The 16,474-nt window shown below is 53.9% G+C and carries 14 protein-coding genes; 9 read left to right on the top strand and 5 right to left on the bottom strand.

The features are described from left to right. Positions 1-10: 10 nt before the first annotated feature. The 3 genes from AC0LWT_RS22360 (at position 11) to AC0LWT_RS22370 (ending at position 2,480) form a co-directional block, all read left to right on the top strand. Positions 11-886: a carbohydrate ABC transporter permease gene (locus AC0LWT_RS22360; RefSeq protein ID WP_474683495.1), complete on the top strand. Its 876-nt coding sequence runs from the start codon at positions 11-13 to the stop codon at positions 884-886. Positions 887-928: 42 nt separating this feature from the next. Continuing rightward, on the top strand, positions 929-2,017 hold the full coding sequence (locus AC0LWT_RS22365; protein ID WP_474683496.1) for a sialidase family protein: 1,089 nt from the start codon (positions 929-931) through the stop codon (positions 2,015-2,017). A 208-nt stretch (positions 2,018-2,225) separates the two neighbouring features. Beyond that, on the top strand, positions 2,226-2,480 hold the full coding sequence (locus AC0LWT_RS22370) for an AbrB/MazE/SpoVT family DNA-binding domain-containing protein (RefSeq protein WP_474683664.1): 255 nt from the start codon (positions 2,226-2,228) through the stop codon (positions 2,478-2,480). A 280-nt stretch (positions 2,481-2,760) separates the two neighbouring features. Here the strand turns inward: AC0LWT_RS22370 and AC0LWT_RS22375 are convergent, their stop codons facing one another. From AC0LWT_RS22375 to AC0LWT_RS22390, 4 genes are read right to left on the bottom strand one after another with little or no spacing between them, the layout of a single operon-like run. Further along, entirely contained in the window at positions 2,761-3,828 is a 1,068-nt protein-coding gene (locus AC0LWT_RS22375; RefSeq protein WP_474683497.1) for a phosphodiester glycosidase family protein, read from the bottom strand. Beyond that, positions 3,828-4,259, bottom strand: a complete 432-nt coding sequence (locus AC0LWT_RS22380; protein WP_474683498.1) for a hypothetical protein — start codon at positions 4,257-4,259, stop codon at positions 3,828-3,830. Before AC0LWT_RS22380 ends, AC0LWT_RS22375 begins: the two co-directional genes overlap by 1 nt. A gap of 46 nt (positions 4,260-4,305) precedes the next feature. Then, a complete protein-coding gene (locus AC0LWT_RS22385; RefSeq protein WP_474683499.1) occupies positions 4,306-5,928 on the bottom strand; it encodes a response regulator in 1,623 nt (540 codons plus the stop codon). Beyond that, complete coding sequence (locus AC0LWT_RS22390; protein ID WP_474683500.1) at positions 5,925-7,712, bottom strand: cache domain-containing sensor histidine kinase; 1,788 nt, start codon at positions 7,710-7,712, stop codon at positions 5,925-5,927. The genes AC0LWT_RS22385 and AC0LWT_RS22390 overlap by 4 nt, the downstream gene beginning before the upstream one ends. Before the next feature lie 176 nt (positions 7,713-7,888). On the opposite strand from AC0LWT_RS22390, the gene AC0LWT_RS22395 reads away from it, so the two are divergent. The 5 genes from AC0LWT_RS22395 (at position 7,889) to AC0LWT_RS22415 (ending at position 13,461) form a co-directional block, all read left to right on the top strand. After that, positions 7,889-8,755, top strand: a complete 867-nt coding sequence (locus AC0LWT_RS22395) for a carbohydrate ABC transporter permease (RefSeq protein ID WP_474683665.1) — start codon at positions 7,889-7,891, stop codon at positions 8,753-8,755. After that, positions 8,756-9,592, top strand: coding sequence for a carbohydrate ABC transporter permease (locus AC0LWT_RS22400; RefSeq protein ID WP_474683501.1), 837 nt, complete (start codon positions 8,756-8,758; stop codon positions 9,590-9,592). Between the two features lie 145 nt (positions 9,593-9,737). Next, the gene (locus tag AC0LWT_RS22405; RefSeq protein WP_474683502.1) at positions 9,738-11,060 is read left to right on the top strand and encodes an ABC transporter substrate-binding protein; all 1,323 of its coding nucleotides are present in this window, start codon (positions 9,738-9,740) and stop codon (positions 11,058-11,060) included. Between the two features lie 108 nt (positions 11,061-11,168). Further along, positions 11,169-12,398, top strand: coding sequence for an MFS transporter (locus tag AC0LWT_RS22410; RefSeq protein WP_474683503.1), 1,230 nt, complete (start codon positions 11,169-11,171; stop codon positions 12,396-12,398). 112 nt (positions 12,399-12,510) lie between these two features. Then, the gene (locus tag AC0LWT_RS22415) at positions 12,511-13,461 is read left to right on the top strand and encodes an NAD(P)/FAD-dependent oxidoreductase (protein ID WP_474683504.1); all 951 of its coding nucleotides are present in this window, start codon (positions 12,511-12,513) and stop codon (positions 13,459-13,461) included. A 164-nt stretch (positions 13,462-13,625) separates the two neighbouring features. Here AC0LWT_RS22415 and AC0LWT_RS22420 read toward each other — a convergent pair whose 3' ends face one another. After that, on the bottom strand, positions 13,626-14,345 hold the full coding sequence (locus AC0LWT_RS22420) for a DUF2161 domain-containing phosphodiesterase (RefSeq protein ID WP_474683505.1): 720 nt from the start codon (positions 14,343-14,345) through the stop codon (positions 13,626-13,628). Positions 14,346-14,514: 169 nt separating this feature from the next. On the opposite strand from AC0LWT_RS22420, the gene AC0LWT_RS22425 reads away from it, so the two are divergent. Beyond that, positions 14,515-15,834: a sn-glycerol-1-phosphate dehydrogenase gene (locus tag AC0LWT_RS22425; protein ID WP_474683506.1), complete on the top strand. Its 1,320-nt coding sequence runs from the start codon at positions 14,515-14,517 to the stop codon at positions 15,832-15,834. The last annotated feature ends 640 nt before the right edge of the window (positions 15,835-16,474 follow it).

Here is a 16,474-nt window from a genome sequence, read left to right on the forward strand (position 1 = left end):
GGCGATAGTGATGCGCACAAAAATACAAGCCTTCGACTTGGTCAACAATACGATTTTGATCATCATCGCCCTGGCGTGCGTATACCCGTTTCTCAATATTTTGGCGACTTCGCTGAGCGACGGTGCCTATGCCGCTTCCGGGCAGGTGTATGTGCTCCCCAAGGGCTTTAATTTCGAGACCTATAAATATATTTTGACAAATTCCAGAATCGGCGTGACTTCAGGGTTGATCAATTCCCTGTTCTATACGGTCGTCGGCGGAATCGTCGCAGTTGCCGTAACGTTCATGACAGCGTACCCTTTGTCCCGGAAAAGGCTGAAAGGACGCTACGTCATCATGACGGTTTTCATTTTCACCTGGGTTTTCGAAGCGGGAATCATTCCGAACTATATCATATATAACGCGCTCGATCTGGTGAACTCCCGGCTTGTCATGATACTGCCAATGGCTGTCAACACGTTTTTGCTTATCATTACGAAATCGTTTTTGGACGCTTTGCCGTACGAGCTGGAAGAGGCCGCTTTTATTGACGGGGCGAACGACTGGAAAATGATGTGGAAAGTGTTCTTCCCGCTGTGCAAGCCGATCATCGCTACGATTACGGTTTTCAACGCGGTGCTCATTTGGAATCAATTTTTGATTCCGGTCATTTATTTGCAGGACAGGAACTTGCAGCCGATTACCGTGATTTTATACAACATGATCATCAATTCCAGCAAATCGGGAACGACGCTTGAGAACATTACTGTCAATGGCTATCAGCTGCTGCCGCAAAATCTTCAAGCCGCGGCGATCTTTTTGGCGGTTTTGCCGATTTTGTTTGTTTATCCGTTCACGCAAAAATATTTCACCAAAGGCATGCTGCTGGGTTCCGTCAAGGGGTGATCCGCCTGCTGCTTTTGGACATTGACGATTGGGGGCATGAACGTGAAGTACGCCAAACCAGTAACGCCTGAACAAATGGAGCATACCGTCATTTATCGAAATTCCGGCGAATTTTGCTCCTGGCCGTTTAACGGCGGCATGTGGAGAATCGCCAAGGACAACATTCTGGTCGCTTTTATGAACATTGCCTGCGATTATTCGATCCCGGGGAATTTGAACCATGACCGGGTCGAGACGTTCGGCAAAATTATCGGGGTGCGGACAAGAGACGGCGGGCGAACGTGGAGCGGGCCGATCGAGATCGCCGACAACAACAAACTGAACGACGAACTTCATTACGGCAGGCCGCACATCTGCACGGAAGGATGGGATTTTGCCGATCCGAATACGCTTCTGGAATGCTGGTGCACGCCAAACTCGGCGGTCGGCCATGCGCAGGCATGGGTGAAAATGTCGAGCGACGGCGGAGAGACGTGGGGAGAGCCGGTGATGCTTCCCGATTGCGGAATTCCGCGCTATCAGGGAAGACCGTCGTACATCGTACGTCCGGACGGAGTCGTGCTGCTGTTCTTGACGGCAAGACCGCACAACAACGTTCATGACCGTCCGGTCGTGTTCGCCTCTTTCGACCAAGGCTGCAACTGGGCGCTCGTTTCGTTGATGCCGCACAGCAACGAATACCGGGTCATCTGCCCGTCACCGGTTATGCTGCAGGACGGCACGATTGTCGTGGCGGTCAGATGCAAGCCGTCCATGGTTGCGGCGTGGGATGAGCTTTACGCCTCGGAAGACGGCGGGCTGACCTGGCGCTTAGTCTCGCGGATCAACGATCACGGGGATACGGTGCATTTGACGCGGATGGAAGACGGCCGCCTGTTTGCCGTGTACGGGTACAGACGGCCGCCGTTCGGCATCCGGGCGCGCGTCAGCGAGGACAACGGGCTGACGTGGGGGCCCGAGCTGATTTTGCGCGACGATGGAGGAAGCAACGATCTCGGCTATCCGCGGGCCGTAGAAATAACCCCGGGCCAAATGCTCGCCTCCTATTATTTTAACGACCGTCACGACATCGTCCAGCAGCGGGGCGGAGTTCGGTATATCGGAGGCACGATCCTGAATTTGCGGCAATAAATGAACGCGCTCAAAGAGAAGCCCGGGACGATGGTTGTCATCATCCCGGGTTCTCTTTTTATGATCAATAGAAAAATAAAAAAATTCAGCCAGAACTAGAAGGAATTTCATAAAAGGCGGCGAAATAGGTACGTACTCAGTGCACCTACATATATTGAAGTAGTGCCAGGGACATGGAAATCAAGAAAAAGAGAGGTGAGGTCCTATGATGAAACCAGCAGGGGTCGTGCGAAAAGTCGATCAATTAGGGCGGATTGTACTGCCGAAGTCGCTTAGAAAACGGTATCAAATGAATGAAGGGGATCCTGTAGAAATTTTGGTTCAGGGCGACCATATCATTTTGGAAAGATACCGCCCCAAATGCGTGTTCTGCGGAAATATGGAGGCTGTCAGCGAGTTCAGAGAGCGCCATATTTGCAGCGTATGTCTGGGCGAAATGAACATGCTGAAAACCCAAGTATAAGCTGTCGACGCAAAGAAAAAGCATCGCTCTCAACGGAGAACGGATGCTTTTTTTGCGTTTAAGAGGCGCATGGCTTACAGGCCTCTGGTTTTATCCTCGTTATAAGCAGCCGTCATCATGGCGACAATAAACAGCACGAACGTCGTAATGACCAGCCAAAAGGTAGATGATAATCCAAACATATTGTGCACCTCCTATAAAATTGAACGCTTACAGCCGCAATTAAAATCTATTATACCCAACCTGCGAAAAAAAAGAAACAAATTAATGTGAAATTTTCTCATTTGAAAAACAGGAAGTGCGTGGCGAGCGGCCTCAGCTTTCCGTCCGACGGGCGGTTAATGACGCTGCCGTTGAAGATGAGGGTGGAGGACCCGCCCCCATCCAGATTGTAGGCGTCGACGATGCCGAGCTGCTGCAGCTTGTCCTGCAGCTCCGCCAGCGTCGCTCCGGAATTGCCGCTTTCATCCTGCCCATCGGTGACGACGAACAAGAGCTGGTCGTGCTTGTAGCTGCCGACGACGGTCCGCGCGGCTCTGGCCGGCGAGCTCTGCCATATGGCGGGAATCGACGTCTTGCCGCCGTTCTTCAGCAGCGTCGGCACGAAGGTTGAGCCCATCAGCGGGTTCAGCTTGTCCAGCTCCGACTGGCTGCTGAATTTGCCGCCGATCAGCTTGCGGTCTTTGTTCAGTCCGATAAAGATCGAATCGTTGTTGCTCGGAAAAAATCCGTTTACATATTTGCCGCCGATGATCGTCGTATCCAGCGGAAAGCGCCTGCCTTTGCTGTCGTCGGCAAAACCGCCGGCGTTCACGCCTGCAATCGCGCCGTACCGTTTGGCGGCATCCAGCGTCGTTTCGCTGCTGCCCATCTTGTCGTTGCCCAGCACGAGTTTGACCGCTTTATCGCTCTTGAGGTTCACTTTCAGGGCATACCCGGAATAATTGCTGTCGCTCAGCGCGAACAGCTTCAAGTCGATATTGCCGGAAGACGCTTGCCGGATCGGGCTGCCCAGCTTCGCGGTAATCCGGTTGTCGTAGATCAGGCCGGGCTTCGCGGCTTGGGCGATGGCGCTTGTGAGCATGCCGGCCACTTCTGCGTTGCTCTTTTCGTACAGTTCAAAATATTTCTCGATCGTCGATTTGGTTGCCGCGGCATCGCCGTTCGCCTGATCCAGCTTGCCGTTCATGACCTGCGCTTCGCTGCGGATCGAAAAGCCGGACGCGGTAGGGGCGGCAAGTCCCGGCATCTGCACATGCGTGTTCACGAAGAGCAGCCAAACCAGCATGCCGAGAAAGGGGGCCAAAGCGAGCAAAAAAAGACGGTTGATTTGTTGAATCGAATTCATTATTTCAACACATCCAGACTTTTCTCCAGCTCGTCCAGCTTTTTCTTCACATCGGCTAGCTGGGTGTACAGCTGGTTGCTGTTGTCTGTTTTGCTGTTTGCGCTATCTTTCGTAAAAGCGAGCAGTTCGTTGAGCGAGTCCACTTTCTTCTGCAGGGCGGACATGTCCGTGGTCACGCTTTGCTTCAAATCGCTGACCTGCTTTTGGTAATCCGCTTGAATCGCCTGCAATTGCTGTTGGGTCTGGCCGGCAATGTCCACTGCGATTTGCTGTCTCAAATGCTCGGTGTACAGCACGGTTGCCGTCACTCCGATCGCGATCAGGAGAGCCCAGCCCAGAAACAGGTAGATGTACGTTTTTCTCTTTGCCTTGGATGCCTTCGATGGTCTCGAAATTGCGTTAGCGGCAGTCGTCTCGATAGGCATGTTCATGAAAATCACCTCTGTCATAGTAGTATAGCATAACGCCGTTTAAGTCTTAGACCTGTTTTTTGCGGTATTCGTTCGGGGAGACTCCCTCTTGTTTTTTGAACACTTTGCTGAAATATTTCTCGTCCTGGTATCCGACCATTTCGGCGATTTGCGAGATGCGCAGGTGCGGATTCAGCAGCAGCAGCTTCGCTTTGTCCATGCGGATTTGCCCCAGGTAGTCGGACAGATTGACGGAAAACTCCTGCTTGAATTTGCGGGAAATGTACTCCCGGCTGAGAAAGAAGCGGCCCGCAATATCCTGCAAAGTGATATCCTCATGATAATGATTTTCCAAATATTTGGAAATTTCGAAAATGACGTTTTTATCCTGCTGCCGGTGCACCATCATCACCTTGGAAAGCTGCACCATATTGCGCGTGAGCTCCTGCTGCCACACGGACAAGGACAAAATGCCGCGCTCATCCAGCGGAACAATGATGCCGGCAGGATCGTCCGCGACGATTTCCTTGTATTCGTCCTCGCTGAGGCCGGGGTTCATTTCCTGCACCCAGCGGCGCTTCAGCACGCAGTATTCCCGCCACCAGCGGTCGAGGTGATCGGGCGTCACGGTATCCAGCTGCTTGATGGCATCCATCCACAGCTTTACGGCCGTTTGAATTTGTTCGGCGCTGCCGCTTTGGACGGCAAGATGGATGCGCTCCTCGAAATCGCTGAACTGCGGCATGCGGCCGGCCGGCTTAAGCGGCTTGCCGGCGCTATGTATCCAGGTCTCCTTGGACAGCAGATTGCGCTGTCTGAGAGCATCCCGCGCTTCCTGATACGAAGCGGAGAGACCGGCCGGGAACGGCATGACGCTGCCCAGGCCCAAATCAACGCGGCTGCGCAGCGCCGAGCGCATCCCGTCGTTAATTTGCGCGAGCAGCGTCTCCGCCTCGCCAAGCTCTTTCCATAGCAACAGCACGATTTCGTTGCCGTTGTTCCAGTAACGGAAGGCAAAGCCGCGCTGCCTGACGCGCAAAAATTCATTGCAAATATTAATGAGAGAAAAAAACAATAAATCCAGGTTCTGGGCGAATTTGTCCTTGAGCGTGCGCTCCATCGTATCCAGGCTCAGGACGGCCGCTCTGCAGCTTGCCGTGCCTGGCGCAAGTCCAAGCTCTTTTTCCAGCTGTTCCGCGCAGCTGTCGTAGGAAGAAGGCTCGGCAAGCAGGCCTGAAAGCAGCTTGTCCCAATAGACCGGCTTCAGCTGATTCATTTCGATGTTGCGGTTCAGCTCCGTCTGGCGAAGCTCTTCTTCCTTGCGCCAGGCATGGATGGCCTTCTCCAGCGCCTCGTTAAGCTGCTCGGCGTCGATCGGCTTGAGGATATAGTCGGTTCCGCCGTATTTCACCGTATGTCTCAGCAAAGCGAAATCGTCATGGCCGCTGATCACGATCGTTTTGCTCTCCGGGGCGTGAGCGTACAGCCATTCGAGCAGCTGCGCGCCGTTTTTATTCGGCATCAACATGTCCGTCATAATGATTTCCGGCTTCTCCGACCGGATGCAGCTCATGGCCGCATCGCCATCCGCAGCTTCGAGAACCGTGTCGATCCCGTGCTGCCGCCAATCTACGAGCAGGCGAATCGCATCCCGGACATGTTTTTCGTCGTCGACGATGAGTGCTTTCATTCCGTTGCATCCTTTTGTAATGGTATGGTAATGACGATTCGCAATCCCTGCGGCTCGTTGGCGCTGATTTGCAGGTCGGCCTCGTCGGAAAAATAAAGCCGTATGCGCAGCAGCACGTTGCTCAGGCCGATACCGTCATCGTCGGCAGACACTTTGCGGAGCGTTTGCCTGACTTCCTGCAAACGTCCTTCCGTCATGCCTTGTCCGTTGTCTTCGACCTGAATTTGCAGCACATTACGATGTTCTTCTACAATTTTCGTCGTTTGAATGCGCAGCAGCCCCGGTCCAAGGCTCGGCTTGAAGCCGTGCTTGAAATAGTTTTCCACCAGCGGCTGCAAAATCATTTTGGGCACCGGTATCGCATAGGTGCTCTCTTCGATGCTGAAAGAAATGTCGAATTGCTGCTCGAAGCGCTGTTTTTGCAGCTCCAGGTACGATTTGACATGATCCAGCTCCTTGCGCAGCGGCACGACGGATTCGCTTGTGTTCATGCTGTAATGCATCATTTTCGCCAGAGACGAGATGAGCGCGTAAATTCTGGGCGCCTCATGCTGCAGGGCCAAAGTGCCGATCGATTGCAGGGCATTGTTCAAAAAATGCGGGTTAATCTGCGCCTGCAGCGCCATCAGCTGATTGGATTTGTTGGCAAGCTCCAGCCTGTATTCCCTCAGCACCATCTGATTCAAATCCTGAATTAGCGTATGGAAGCGGTTGGCCAGAATGCCCAGCTCATCGGTTCGTTCAAGCTCGATATCCGCGTGCATCTGGCCCGTTTGAATGCGCGTGATGTAGCGGATCAGCTTTTTGATAGGAGCTGTGAAGCGGATCGAGATATAGATCGTGCCGATAATAGCTATAATAAGCGAGAGCGTAAGGATGAACAAATTGATCAGCGTCAACTGGCGGGCGTTCTCGTACAGCTTACCGTAAGGCAGGCGTTTCACGATGATCCAGTCCACGGAATCGGTTTTCATCTTTTCATACAGATTGATGCCTGCGAGACTGCCTTTTTTCCACTCGATCGTTCCCTGCTCCTGCTCGCTATGTACGGCTTCGCTCACCCAGGCTTCCTGCAAAGGCTGCCCCCATTTGGCCGGGTCCGGACCGAATACGATCTTGCCCTCGTTATCCAAAATGTACAGCTCCTCTTTGCCCTCTTCATATAAATTGCGGCAGATGGAAGCGATCAGATCCAGATTGAGATCGATGACCAGTTCGCCGAGCGTATCGTTTGCGGGCGAGTAAATAATTTTGCGATGCATAGACAGGACAGGTTCGGGAGCAGTATAACTGGTAAGCGGAATGTCATAATTGCCGCTCATATGAGTGGTCTCGAAGTAGATGACTTTGTGCTCCGGAAATGGCTTCAACTCCGGATATTTGCCCTCTGCGCTGCGGCGGATCTCATTGACGATCAGGTAGGACCGGTTGCTGGAACCGGCATACATATAGATTTGTTTGATTTCTTTGATGGAATGGTACATGTCAAGCAGGCTGAGCGTGACTTCCTTGTCGCTCTGGTAGTCGATTTCTTGATTGTAGAGCAAAATATTGTACCATTTCTCATTCGTATAGATCGTCAGCGACGTTTGCATAACGCTGTTCAGGTAATTCAGCAAATTGGCCTTGCCTTGCGCGAGCAGGGCGGAATTGTTCTTGATGGTATCCTCGGTCACCTTCTGATTCGTAAACCAATAGGAAACGATCAAAGACGTGGCAAAGGGGATAAGCAGAGCCGCCAGCAAAAAAAGAATCAGCTTGTTGCGGATGCTGTTTTTGATCAAAAGGCATCAACTCGGTTCGCTGTAGGTGTTTTTCCCCTACAATTGTAGCAGGTGAGGTCAACAAATTCCACCTAAAGCGTCACCATAGTCGGTGTTGGGCTCCCCGCAACGAATCTATACTTGGTATATAGTTATTTCATCGCAAGGGGGCAAATCCCGTGAAAAACAACAAAGGAATGGCAGGGCTTCTCCAGCAATGGGTATTCGTCGGCCCGGCACTGCTCTTTTTCCTCGTCATTGTCGTTATCCCTTTTCTCATGAGCATTTATTATTCGTTCACGGAATGGAACGGCGTTACTACGGACGTCAAATTCAACGGCTTGGACAACTTCAAGCAAATTTTGCTGCATGACGACGATTACCGCAATGCGTTTTGGTTCACGACCAGATTGACCGTAACCAACGTCATTTTGACCAATGCGGTCGGGTTTCTGCTGGCGCTGCTGCTCACTCAGGCGCTCAAAACGAGAAATGTGCTCCGCACGGTATTTTTTATGCCCAACGTCATCGGCGGGCTGCTGCTCGGATTTATCTGGCAGTTCATTTTTGTCAAAGGCTTCGCTACGCTCGGCGACCTGACGCACATCGGATTTTTTGAACTGCCATGGCTCGGCGACGCACCGACGGCTTTCTGGGGAATCGTCATCGTCAGCGTATGGCAGGGGGCCGGATATTTGATGATTATCTACATCGCAGCTCTGTCGAACGTGCCCAAAGATATGCTGGAAGCGGCTTACATCGACGGCGCGTCGCGCATGCAGGTGCTGCGCAGCATCATCGTTCCGCTCATTATGCCGGCTGTAACCGTCTGCCTGTTCCTGACGATTTCGTGGTCCTTCAAAATTTTCGACCTGAACTTCTCGCTGACGAAGGGCGGTCCTTTCAATTCGACGGAATCGGTCTCGATCAACATTTATCAGGAAGCGTTCCGCAACAACCGGTACGGTCTGGGCACGGCCAAAGCGTTCATATTTTTCATCGTGGTTGCGATCATATCGACCATCCAGGTGATGTATACCAAACGGAAGGAGGTCGAAGTGTAAATGGATGCAGCCAAAAAATATTCCGCGCGCCTGCTGTCGCTTGAAGTGCTCGGCATTCTGGTCGCGCTGCTGTTTCTGGTGCCTTTTTACTTCGTCATCGTCAATTCGATGAAAACATTCCCCGAGCTGGCGGCGAATACGGCCAAGCTTCCGAAGAGCCTGAACTTCGACAATTTCGTTAAAGTATGGTCGATCATGAAGTTCCCGAAAGCGTTCTTCAACTCGTTGTTCATTACTGCTCTAAGCAATATCGGTCTCGTCGTGATCAGCTCGTTGGCCGCTTACCGGATGGTAAGAAGGCCGAGCAAGTTCAACAATCTGGTGTTTCTGGCTTTCGTGGCGGCCATGGTCATTCCGTTCCAATCCATTATGATTCCGCTGGTGCGCGTGGCCAGCCAGGTCGGACTAATGGACAGCAAATTGGGGCTCGTCGCGTGTTACTTTGGATTCGGCGTATCCCTGAACGTATTCCTGTACCACGGCTTCATCAAATCGATCCCGCTGGAGATCGAAGAATCGGCGACAGTCGACGGAAGCTCGGCTTACGGCGTGTTTTGGAGAATCGTGTTTCCTCTTCTGAAGCCGATGTCGATCACCATTATTATTTTGAACAGCTTGTGGATATGGAACGATTATTTGCTGCCGTCGCTCGTCCTGGGCAGTCCGGAACTGCGCACGATTCCGCTCGCTACGTTCTCTTTCTTCGGCCAGTATACGAAGCAGTGGGATTTGGCCCTTGCAGGTCTGACGCTCAGCGTGCTTCCTATCGTCATCTTCTTCCTGTCGCTGCAGCGGCATATTGTCGAGGGCATTACGGCAGGATCGGTCAAAGGATAAAACAAGCATTTTATCTAATAAATAGCTATTTTGTTTAATATCTTCCACCTTAATGTTCAATATTGTCCGTGTTGCGGAGTTACGCAGCAGCTTACAATAAACCGTGTAAGGCGAAACGAACCATAAAAAAGGGAGGCTCACTCAAATGAAAAAATTGACGATGCTCAGCATGGCGGCGGTGCTCACTCTATCTGTGGCAGCGGCCGGATGCGGAAAAAAAGATGAGACAGCGCCGGCTCCGTCTTCGACGGCAGGAACGGCGGCAACAACAGCGCCGGCGGCCGGCGGCAAAGAAGTCACCATTAAAATGTTCCAATTTAAAGTAGAGATCGCAGACCAACTGGCGAAGCTCGTACAAGAATATCAGAAGCAAAATCCGAATGTGAAAATCCAGGTGGATACGGTAGGCGGCGGTGCCGACTACGGCGCGGCATTGCTGGCGAAATTCAACTCCGGCGACAAACCGGACATTTTCAACAACGGCGGCTTCTCCGACCTGGACAAATATATCGACAACCTGGAAGATCTCTCCGATCAGCCGTGGGTTAAAGATCTGGTCGACGTAGCCAAAGAGCCGATGACCAAAAATGGCAAGCTGTACGGCCAGCCGCTCAATCTGGAAGGCTACGGATTCATTTACAACAAAGACCTGTTCTCCCAAGCAGGCATCACCGAACTGCCCAAAACGCTAACGCAATTGGAAGATGCCGCGAAAAAGCTTCAGGCTAAAGGCATCACACCTTTCGAAAACGGCTATGCGGAGTGGTGGGTGCTGGGCAACCATTTCGTGAACCTTCCGTTCGCTTATCAGCCGGACCCGAATGCGTTCATCGACGGATTGAACAAAGGAACGGCGAAAATTCCGGGCAACGAAGTGTTCAATAATTGGACGAAGCTGTTCGACCTTCAGTTGAAATACGGCAACAAAAACCCGCTGCAAACGGATTACAACACGCAGGTGACTGACTTCGCAACCGGCAAAGCGGCTATGACGCAGCAGGGCAACTGGACGCAAGTGCAAATTTCCAAAACGAATCCTGACATTAAAATCGGATTCCTGCCGATGCCGATCAGTGATGACGCGACAGCCAGCGATAAACTGTTTGTCGGCGTGCCGAACAACTGGGTTATCAATAAAAACTCGCCTGTAAAAGAAGAGGCGAAAAAATTCCTGAACTGGCTCGTGACCTCGGATACAGGCAAAAAATATATTACCGATGAATTCAAGTTTATCCCTGCCTTCAAATCGATCAATGCCGACGAGAAAGTGCTCGGGCCGCTGGCCGCCGATATTATCACTTACAGCAAAGCGAACAAAACGCTCAGCTGGAACTGGTTCAAATTCCCAGGTGGCGAAGCGTCGAGCAAAAAATTCGGCGATGCGATGCAAGGCTATGTCGCGAAAAAGTATACGAAGGATCAAATGCTGGATGAATTCCAGAAAACGTGGGATAGCCTCAAGAAGTAAGTCGATAACGAGCTTTAATGAAGCCTCAGCGTCTTTGCTGGGGCTTTTTGCCGTTTAACAGGGCCCAGGTACCCTGATACAATGAGAAAGATTGGAGGGTTGCCGCATATGTTAGGTCAAATTCAGACAAGACTTCTGGCCAAAAAGAATCCGCTTCCACTGGAAAAACGTCTATCGCGGGAAGCCATCATTTCGCTCACCATTCATTCGACCTTTCAATTCGGCGCTTCGATGTCGGGAGTATTCCTGAACTTGTATTTGTGGCGGCTCACGCAAAGTTTGGCTGTCAACGGCACGTACAACATCATCGTTTATTTGCTGACTCCGATCGGCTTCGCGCTTGGCGGCTGGATGATCAAGAAAAAAGACAGAATGGTATCGTACAGACTGGGAATCACGTTGATCGCCGCGTTTTATTTGTGCGTCATCCTTGCGCAGGGGAAGCTGGTCGATTACTACATGCTTTTTGCCGTTTTCAACGGTTTGGCGGCGGCTTTTTATTGGGTCGGTTATTTGACGCTGATGTATGACGTATCGACGGAACAGAACCGGATCCGGTATTTGGCGTTCAATATGATATTTTTTACGGCGGCGACGCTCGCCGGCCCTGCGCTGGCAGGCTTCATCATCCGTCAGGAGGAAGGGCTGCGCGGCTATACGATCGTTTTTTCCATCGCGTTCGTCATGTTCCTGATTGCTACGCTGATCAGCTTGAAAATCAAGGCGACGGGCGGTCATCACAAAGCTTATTATTTGAAATTCGCCGGGCTGCTGATGAAAAAAGACCGCAGGTGGCGGTATTCTTTGTTCGGATTTTTCGGCATGGGCCTGCTGCAGGGGACGATGCTGTTTCTTCCGAACATACTGCTGTTTAAAGTGCTGCCGCGGGAAGATTTGGTCGGATACCTGGGGGTGCTGTTTTCCAGCTTGAGCATCGTGACGGGCATTTTCATTTCCAAATATGCGCAGGCGTGCAAAGCGCGCTTATATTTGACCATATCGACGGCAGGTTATGTCATCGGCTCGCTGCTTTTGATCGGCAGCATGAATCTGGCTTCGGTCATCTGCTTTATGATTTTATATTCCATATTTTCACCTTTGCAAGGAAACACGATGACAGGCTATTACTACGGGCTGATCGCCAAGCTGCCGCTCAAAGGCGAGCTGCGCGTAGAGAGCGTTGTCACCAGAGAGCTCTTTTTGAACATCGGCCGGGTCATTTCAATTTTGTGCCTGATCGCTTTCGGGGGCGGGCTGGACGGAGGGTCGATTCCCTGGATTTTGACCGCCGCATCGCTTACCCAGTTCGGCATTGTGAAATTAATTAAAGATCATTAGCGGCATCGTCCGGGTACGGCATTGAATCGTCCGAGTGCGGGTATCCTACATACAGGAAGTGTACATACAACCAGATTGCAGAAGAATGCGGGAAAAGAGGGCGCATAGGCTAATGGATCACTATGACAGCATAATCGTCGGCGGCGGCATCGCCGGTCTGCAAGCGGCCATACAGCTGGGAAGATACGAGCATCGGGTGCTCGTGATCGACGCCGGCTATGGCCGTTCTACGTTATGCCGCAGCTATCACAACGTGCTCGGCTGGCCGGACGGCATATCCGGCAGCGAGCTGAGACGGCTCGGCAGGCTGCAGGCGGAGCGGCTCGGCGTCGTTTTCGTCCGGGGCGAAGCGGTCCAGGCGGTCCGAAAGGGCGAAGACGGTGCGGGATTCGAGCTGTGGGACCAAACGGGCAAAAGCTATGAGGCCGTCACACTGCTGCTCGCGACAGGATTGCTGGACAGCTTTCCCGATCTGCCCGGCTTGACAAGCTGTCTTGGCCTTACCGTCTACGTATGTCCGGATTGCGACGGCTACGAAATCAGCGGCAGGCGGACGATCGTCTTGGGCTCAGGCGACGCGGGAGCCGGTATGGCGATAACGTTAAGCAGCCGGACAAGGGAGATCGTCTATATCAATCACGGGAAAAAAACGGTCAAGGAAGAGCTTATGAAGCGGCTTGAGCAGCTCGGCATTGCCTGCATCGCGGAGGATATCAAGGAAGTGTCGTCGAGCGGGGACGGCGAATTCCACGGTGTCCGGCTCGCGGACGGGAGGCCGATCGAGGCGGAACGGGGCTTCATCGCCTTCGGCGGCAATGAAGTAAAATCCGATCTGGCCCGCCAACTGGGCGCGGAACGGCTGGAGAACCGCCACATCATGACCGATCCGCGCAGCAAAATGACCAGCGTACCGAACCTTTGGGCGGCCGGAGATGTCGGCGTGCATGCGGAGCAAGTTACGATCGCCATGGGCGAAGGCTCCCAGGCCGCGATTTGGATGCACAAGGCGCTGATCAAGCGGAAGGAAGCGGAGCTTGGGCGAAAAGAGCCGGTTCGGAGTTGATAAGCTCGGGAGAGGAGCGTTGAAGGCGAGACTCCTAAGGAGTCTCGGAAACCTGCTCGTCGAAGGCGGACGCTACTTCCGGTCAGACGGCAGGAAGCGGAGCTTGGCCGGAAAGCGCCGTCGGAGCTGATAAGCTCGGGAGAAGAGCGTAGATGGCGAGACTCCTAGGGAGCCTCGGAAGCGGGAACGCTGAAGGCGGACGCTACTTCCGAATATGTATCCAGCGCCTGCTCGCCGAGCGGGGTAATGCCGTAGATGCCCCGGCTTTGGCGGACGAACCAGCGGTAAAAGTTTTTTTGCAGCAGATCGCCGGCCGCCTTGTTGCCGGTCAGCTCGCGAAGCCGGCGCGGGCTTAACGGCCCCTGCAGGCGGATCAGATAGGCGCAGTGCAACGATTTTTCGCGGTAGGCGGTCATCAGTTTCCGCTGGGTGCTGCCGCCTACGTTGTAATCTCCGCTCCGTTCGCGAAATTCGTGAACGACCCGGGCGGCTGCGCGCTTATTGTGGCGCGGCGTGTAAGGAACGGGCTCGCAGACGATGTCGACTGCGGGTTGTTTGCGTTTGTAAAATTGCACGGTTATGATCCCGAGGCCGAGCCTCCGGCATAAGCGCCGCACGTCGTCCCAATGCAAGCGGTGCGGAGCGCGCCCTTTGTTCGGCAGCTCGAAGGCGACGTACACCTGATCGGTCATTTTCAAGCGGTCGATTCCTTGCACGAGCAGCGGAATGTTGAAGCTCTTTTTAAGCTCGACGATGACGGGAGGCTCCTCGCCCCGCATGGCGACCAGGTCGCAATGCTTCACCTCGCCGCGGACCGTATATCCCAGCTTTTCGAAGTATTGTTTGATCGGAGCGTACAGCTCCGTTTCGCTTTGAATCGGCATAACGGCAAACGTCCTCCTGCGCTGGAATGCTGAAGTAGTTGTACCATTATAGCACAGGATTTGATAGAATAGGGACAGATCTACTTGTACGTACATGTTCAGAGGGGATGCCCGGGACGACCGGGGGCTTTATGGGGCAATTGCATGAATTCGTGGGAGGATGAGGACAATGAAATCGACTCAAGGGGATTCCGTATTGGACGCATGGCTGGACCAAAGCTTTGATTGCGAATGCGGCAAACGGCATGAGGTGCCGATCCGCCGCATCGTCATCGAGCGCGGCGCATTGGAGGCGGTGGCCGGCTATGTGAAAGAAGCCGGCTACAGCCATGTGACGCTTGTTGCGGACGGCAAGACGCAGCAAGCGGCGGGAGAAAAGCTGCGCGGGCTGTTGGAAGCGGCGCAGCTGAACGTTTCGGTCAGCGTGATTCGCGAGAACACGCTGGGCGAGGTTGCCGCCGACGAGGAGGCGATCGTGCAGGTACTGCTCGATACGCCGCTGGCGTCGCAGGCGCTTGTGGCCGTGGGCGCGGGCACCGTCCACGACATCGTGCGCTTCGCCGCCCACCGGACGAAGCGGCCGTTCTTGTCCGTGCCGACGGCCCCGTCCGTCGACGGCTTCGCGTCCGTGGGCGCGCCGCTGATCGTCCGCGGCTTCAAGCAGACGATCGCCTGCTCCGCCCCGGAGGCGATCTTCGCCGACCTCGCCTTGCTGGCGGAGGCGCCGCAGGCGATGGTCGCGGCCGGCTTCGGCGACATGCTCGGCAAGTTCACATCGCTTGCCGACTGGGCGCTGGGCCGCCTGCTGCTGGACGAGCACTACTGCGAGCTGTGCGCGCGGCTGACCGTGCAGGCCGTGGAGCTGTGCACGGCCCATTTGGACGAGATCGCCGCGCGCAGCGATCTCGGCATGCAAAAGCTGATGGAAGGCCTGATTTTATCCGGCATTTCCATGCTCCTGATCGGCCATTCGCGGCCGGCCTCGGGGGCGGAGCACCATCTCTCCCATTACTGGGAGATGGTGCTTCTGCAGCAGCGCCGCCGGGCGCTGCTGCACGGCGCGAAGGTCGGCGTCGCGACCGTGATGATGGCGCAGCGCTACCAGGCGCTGCTCGCGGTCACGGCCGGCGAGGCCGCCGCGCGCCTCGCGCAAAGCGCTGTCCTGGGCGGCGCGGCGGATGCGGAGCGCATCCGGCAAGCCTACGGGGACATGGCCGGGCAGGTCATCGCCGAGAATTTCCCGGCGGATGCTGCGGCCGTCGATGCGCGCGCGCTGAAGGCGCACATCGCGGAAAAATGGGGCGATGTGCAGGACATCGCCCGTACGGTCCCTGCACCCGAGCAGCTTAGCGCGTGGCTCGCGGCGGTGCAGGGACCGGTGACGCCCGGGCAGCTCGGCGTGGAGCCGGAGCTGGTTGAGGCGTCACTGCGGGATGCGCTGTTCGTGCGCAACCGGTTCACGATCTTGCGCTTGCAGCGGCTGCTGTAAGCGCCGAGCAAGGCGGCAGAAAGCGATCTTCGTTGCTTTCTGCCGCCTTTTTGTTGGCGTCCTTTGGGAGCGCCGCTCGCTCAGTGCAGCGGCTACCCTGAAACCAACACGCCGGAGCCGGTAACCCATCTACCTGGTTGCGCGTAAAAAACCTGCAAAAGTACAGTTTTTGCTCGACGGATACGCTATCCACGACAAATTCCTGCAATTGTGAAGCTTTTTCACCTCGAACATGGGCTCAGATTCATTTTCATCGAAAATTCCTGCACAATCGCAGGCTTTTTGACCAAATGAACCATTTTTGCAGAAAAAACCTGCACTTTCGCAGTTTTTTCCCTGCCAAGCCGCTTGATCCCCCCACTTCAGCTCTGCAATCCGAGCATGGAGTGGCGTGGGATTGGAGAAGAGCGGCTATGCCCCCTCTAACCTAACAATCTGTTTTTCGCAGGTTTTCTACGCGTTTTTAGAGTTCTGTCTCTCTAATGTTCGTTTTCTGGGGCAGCTTGAAAAGTACAGCTTTGTCGATGCAAACGGGCCGTTTCGGGGAAAATTCTGCGATTATGCAGGAATCTCCAGTTTAGATGGACTAGAACGGTAGTTTTGGTGGAAAAAGCCGCAAATGTGATCGTCCGACCGCCGT

Source organism: Paenibacillus sp. sgz302164 (assembly GCF_056120505.1).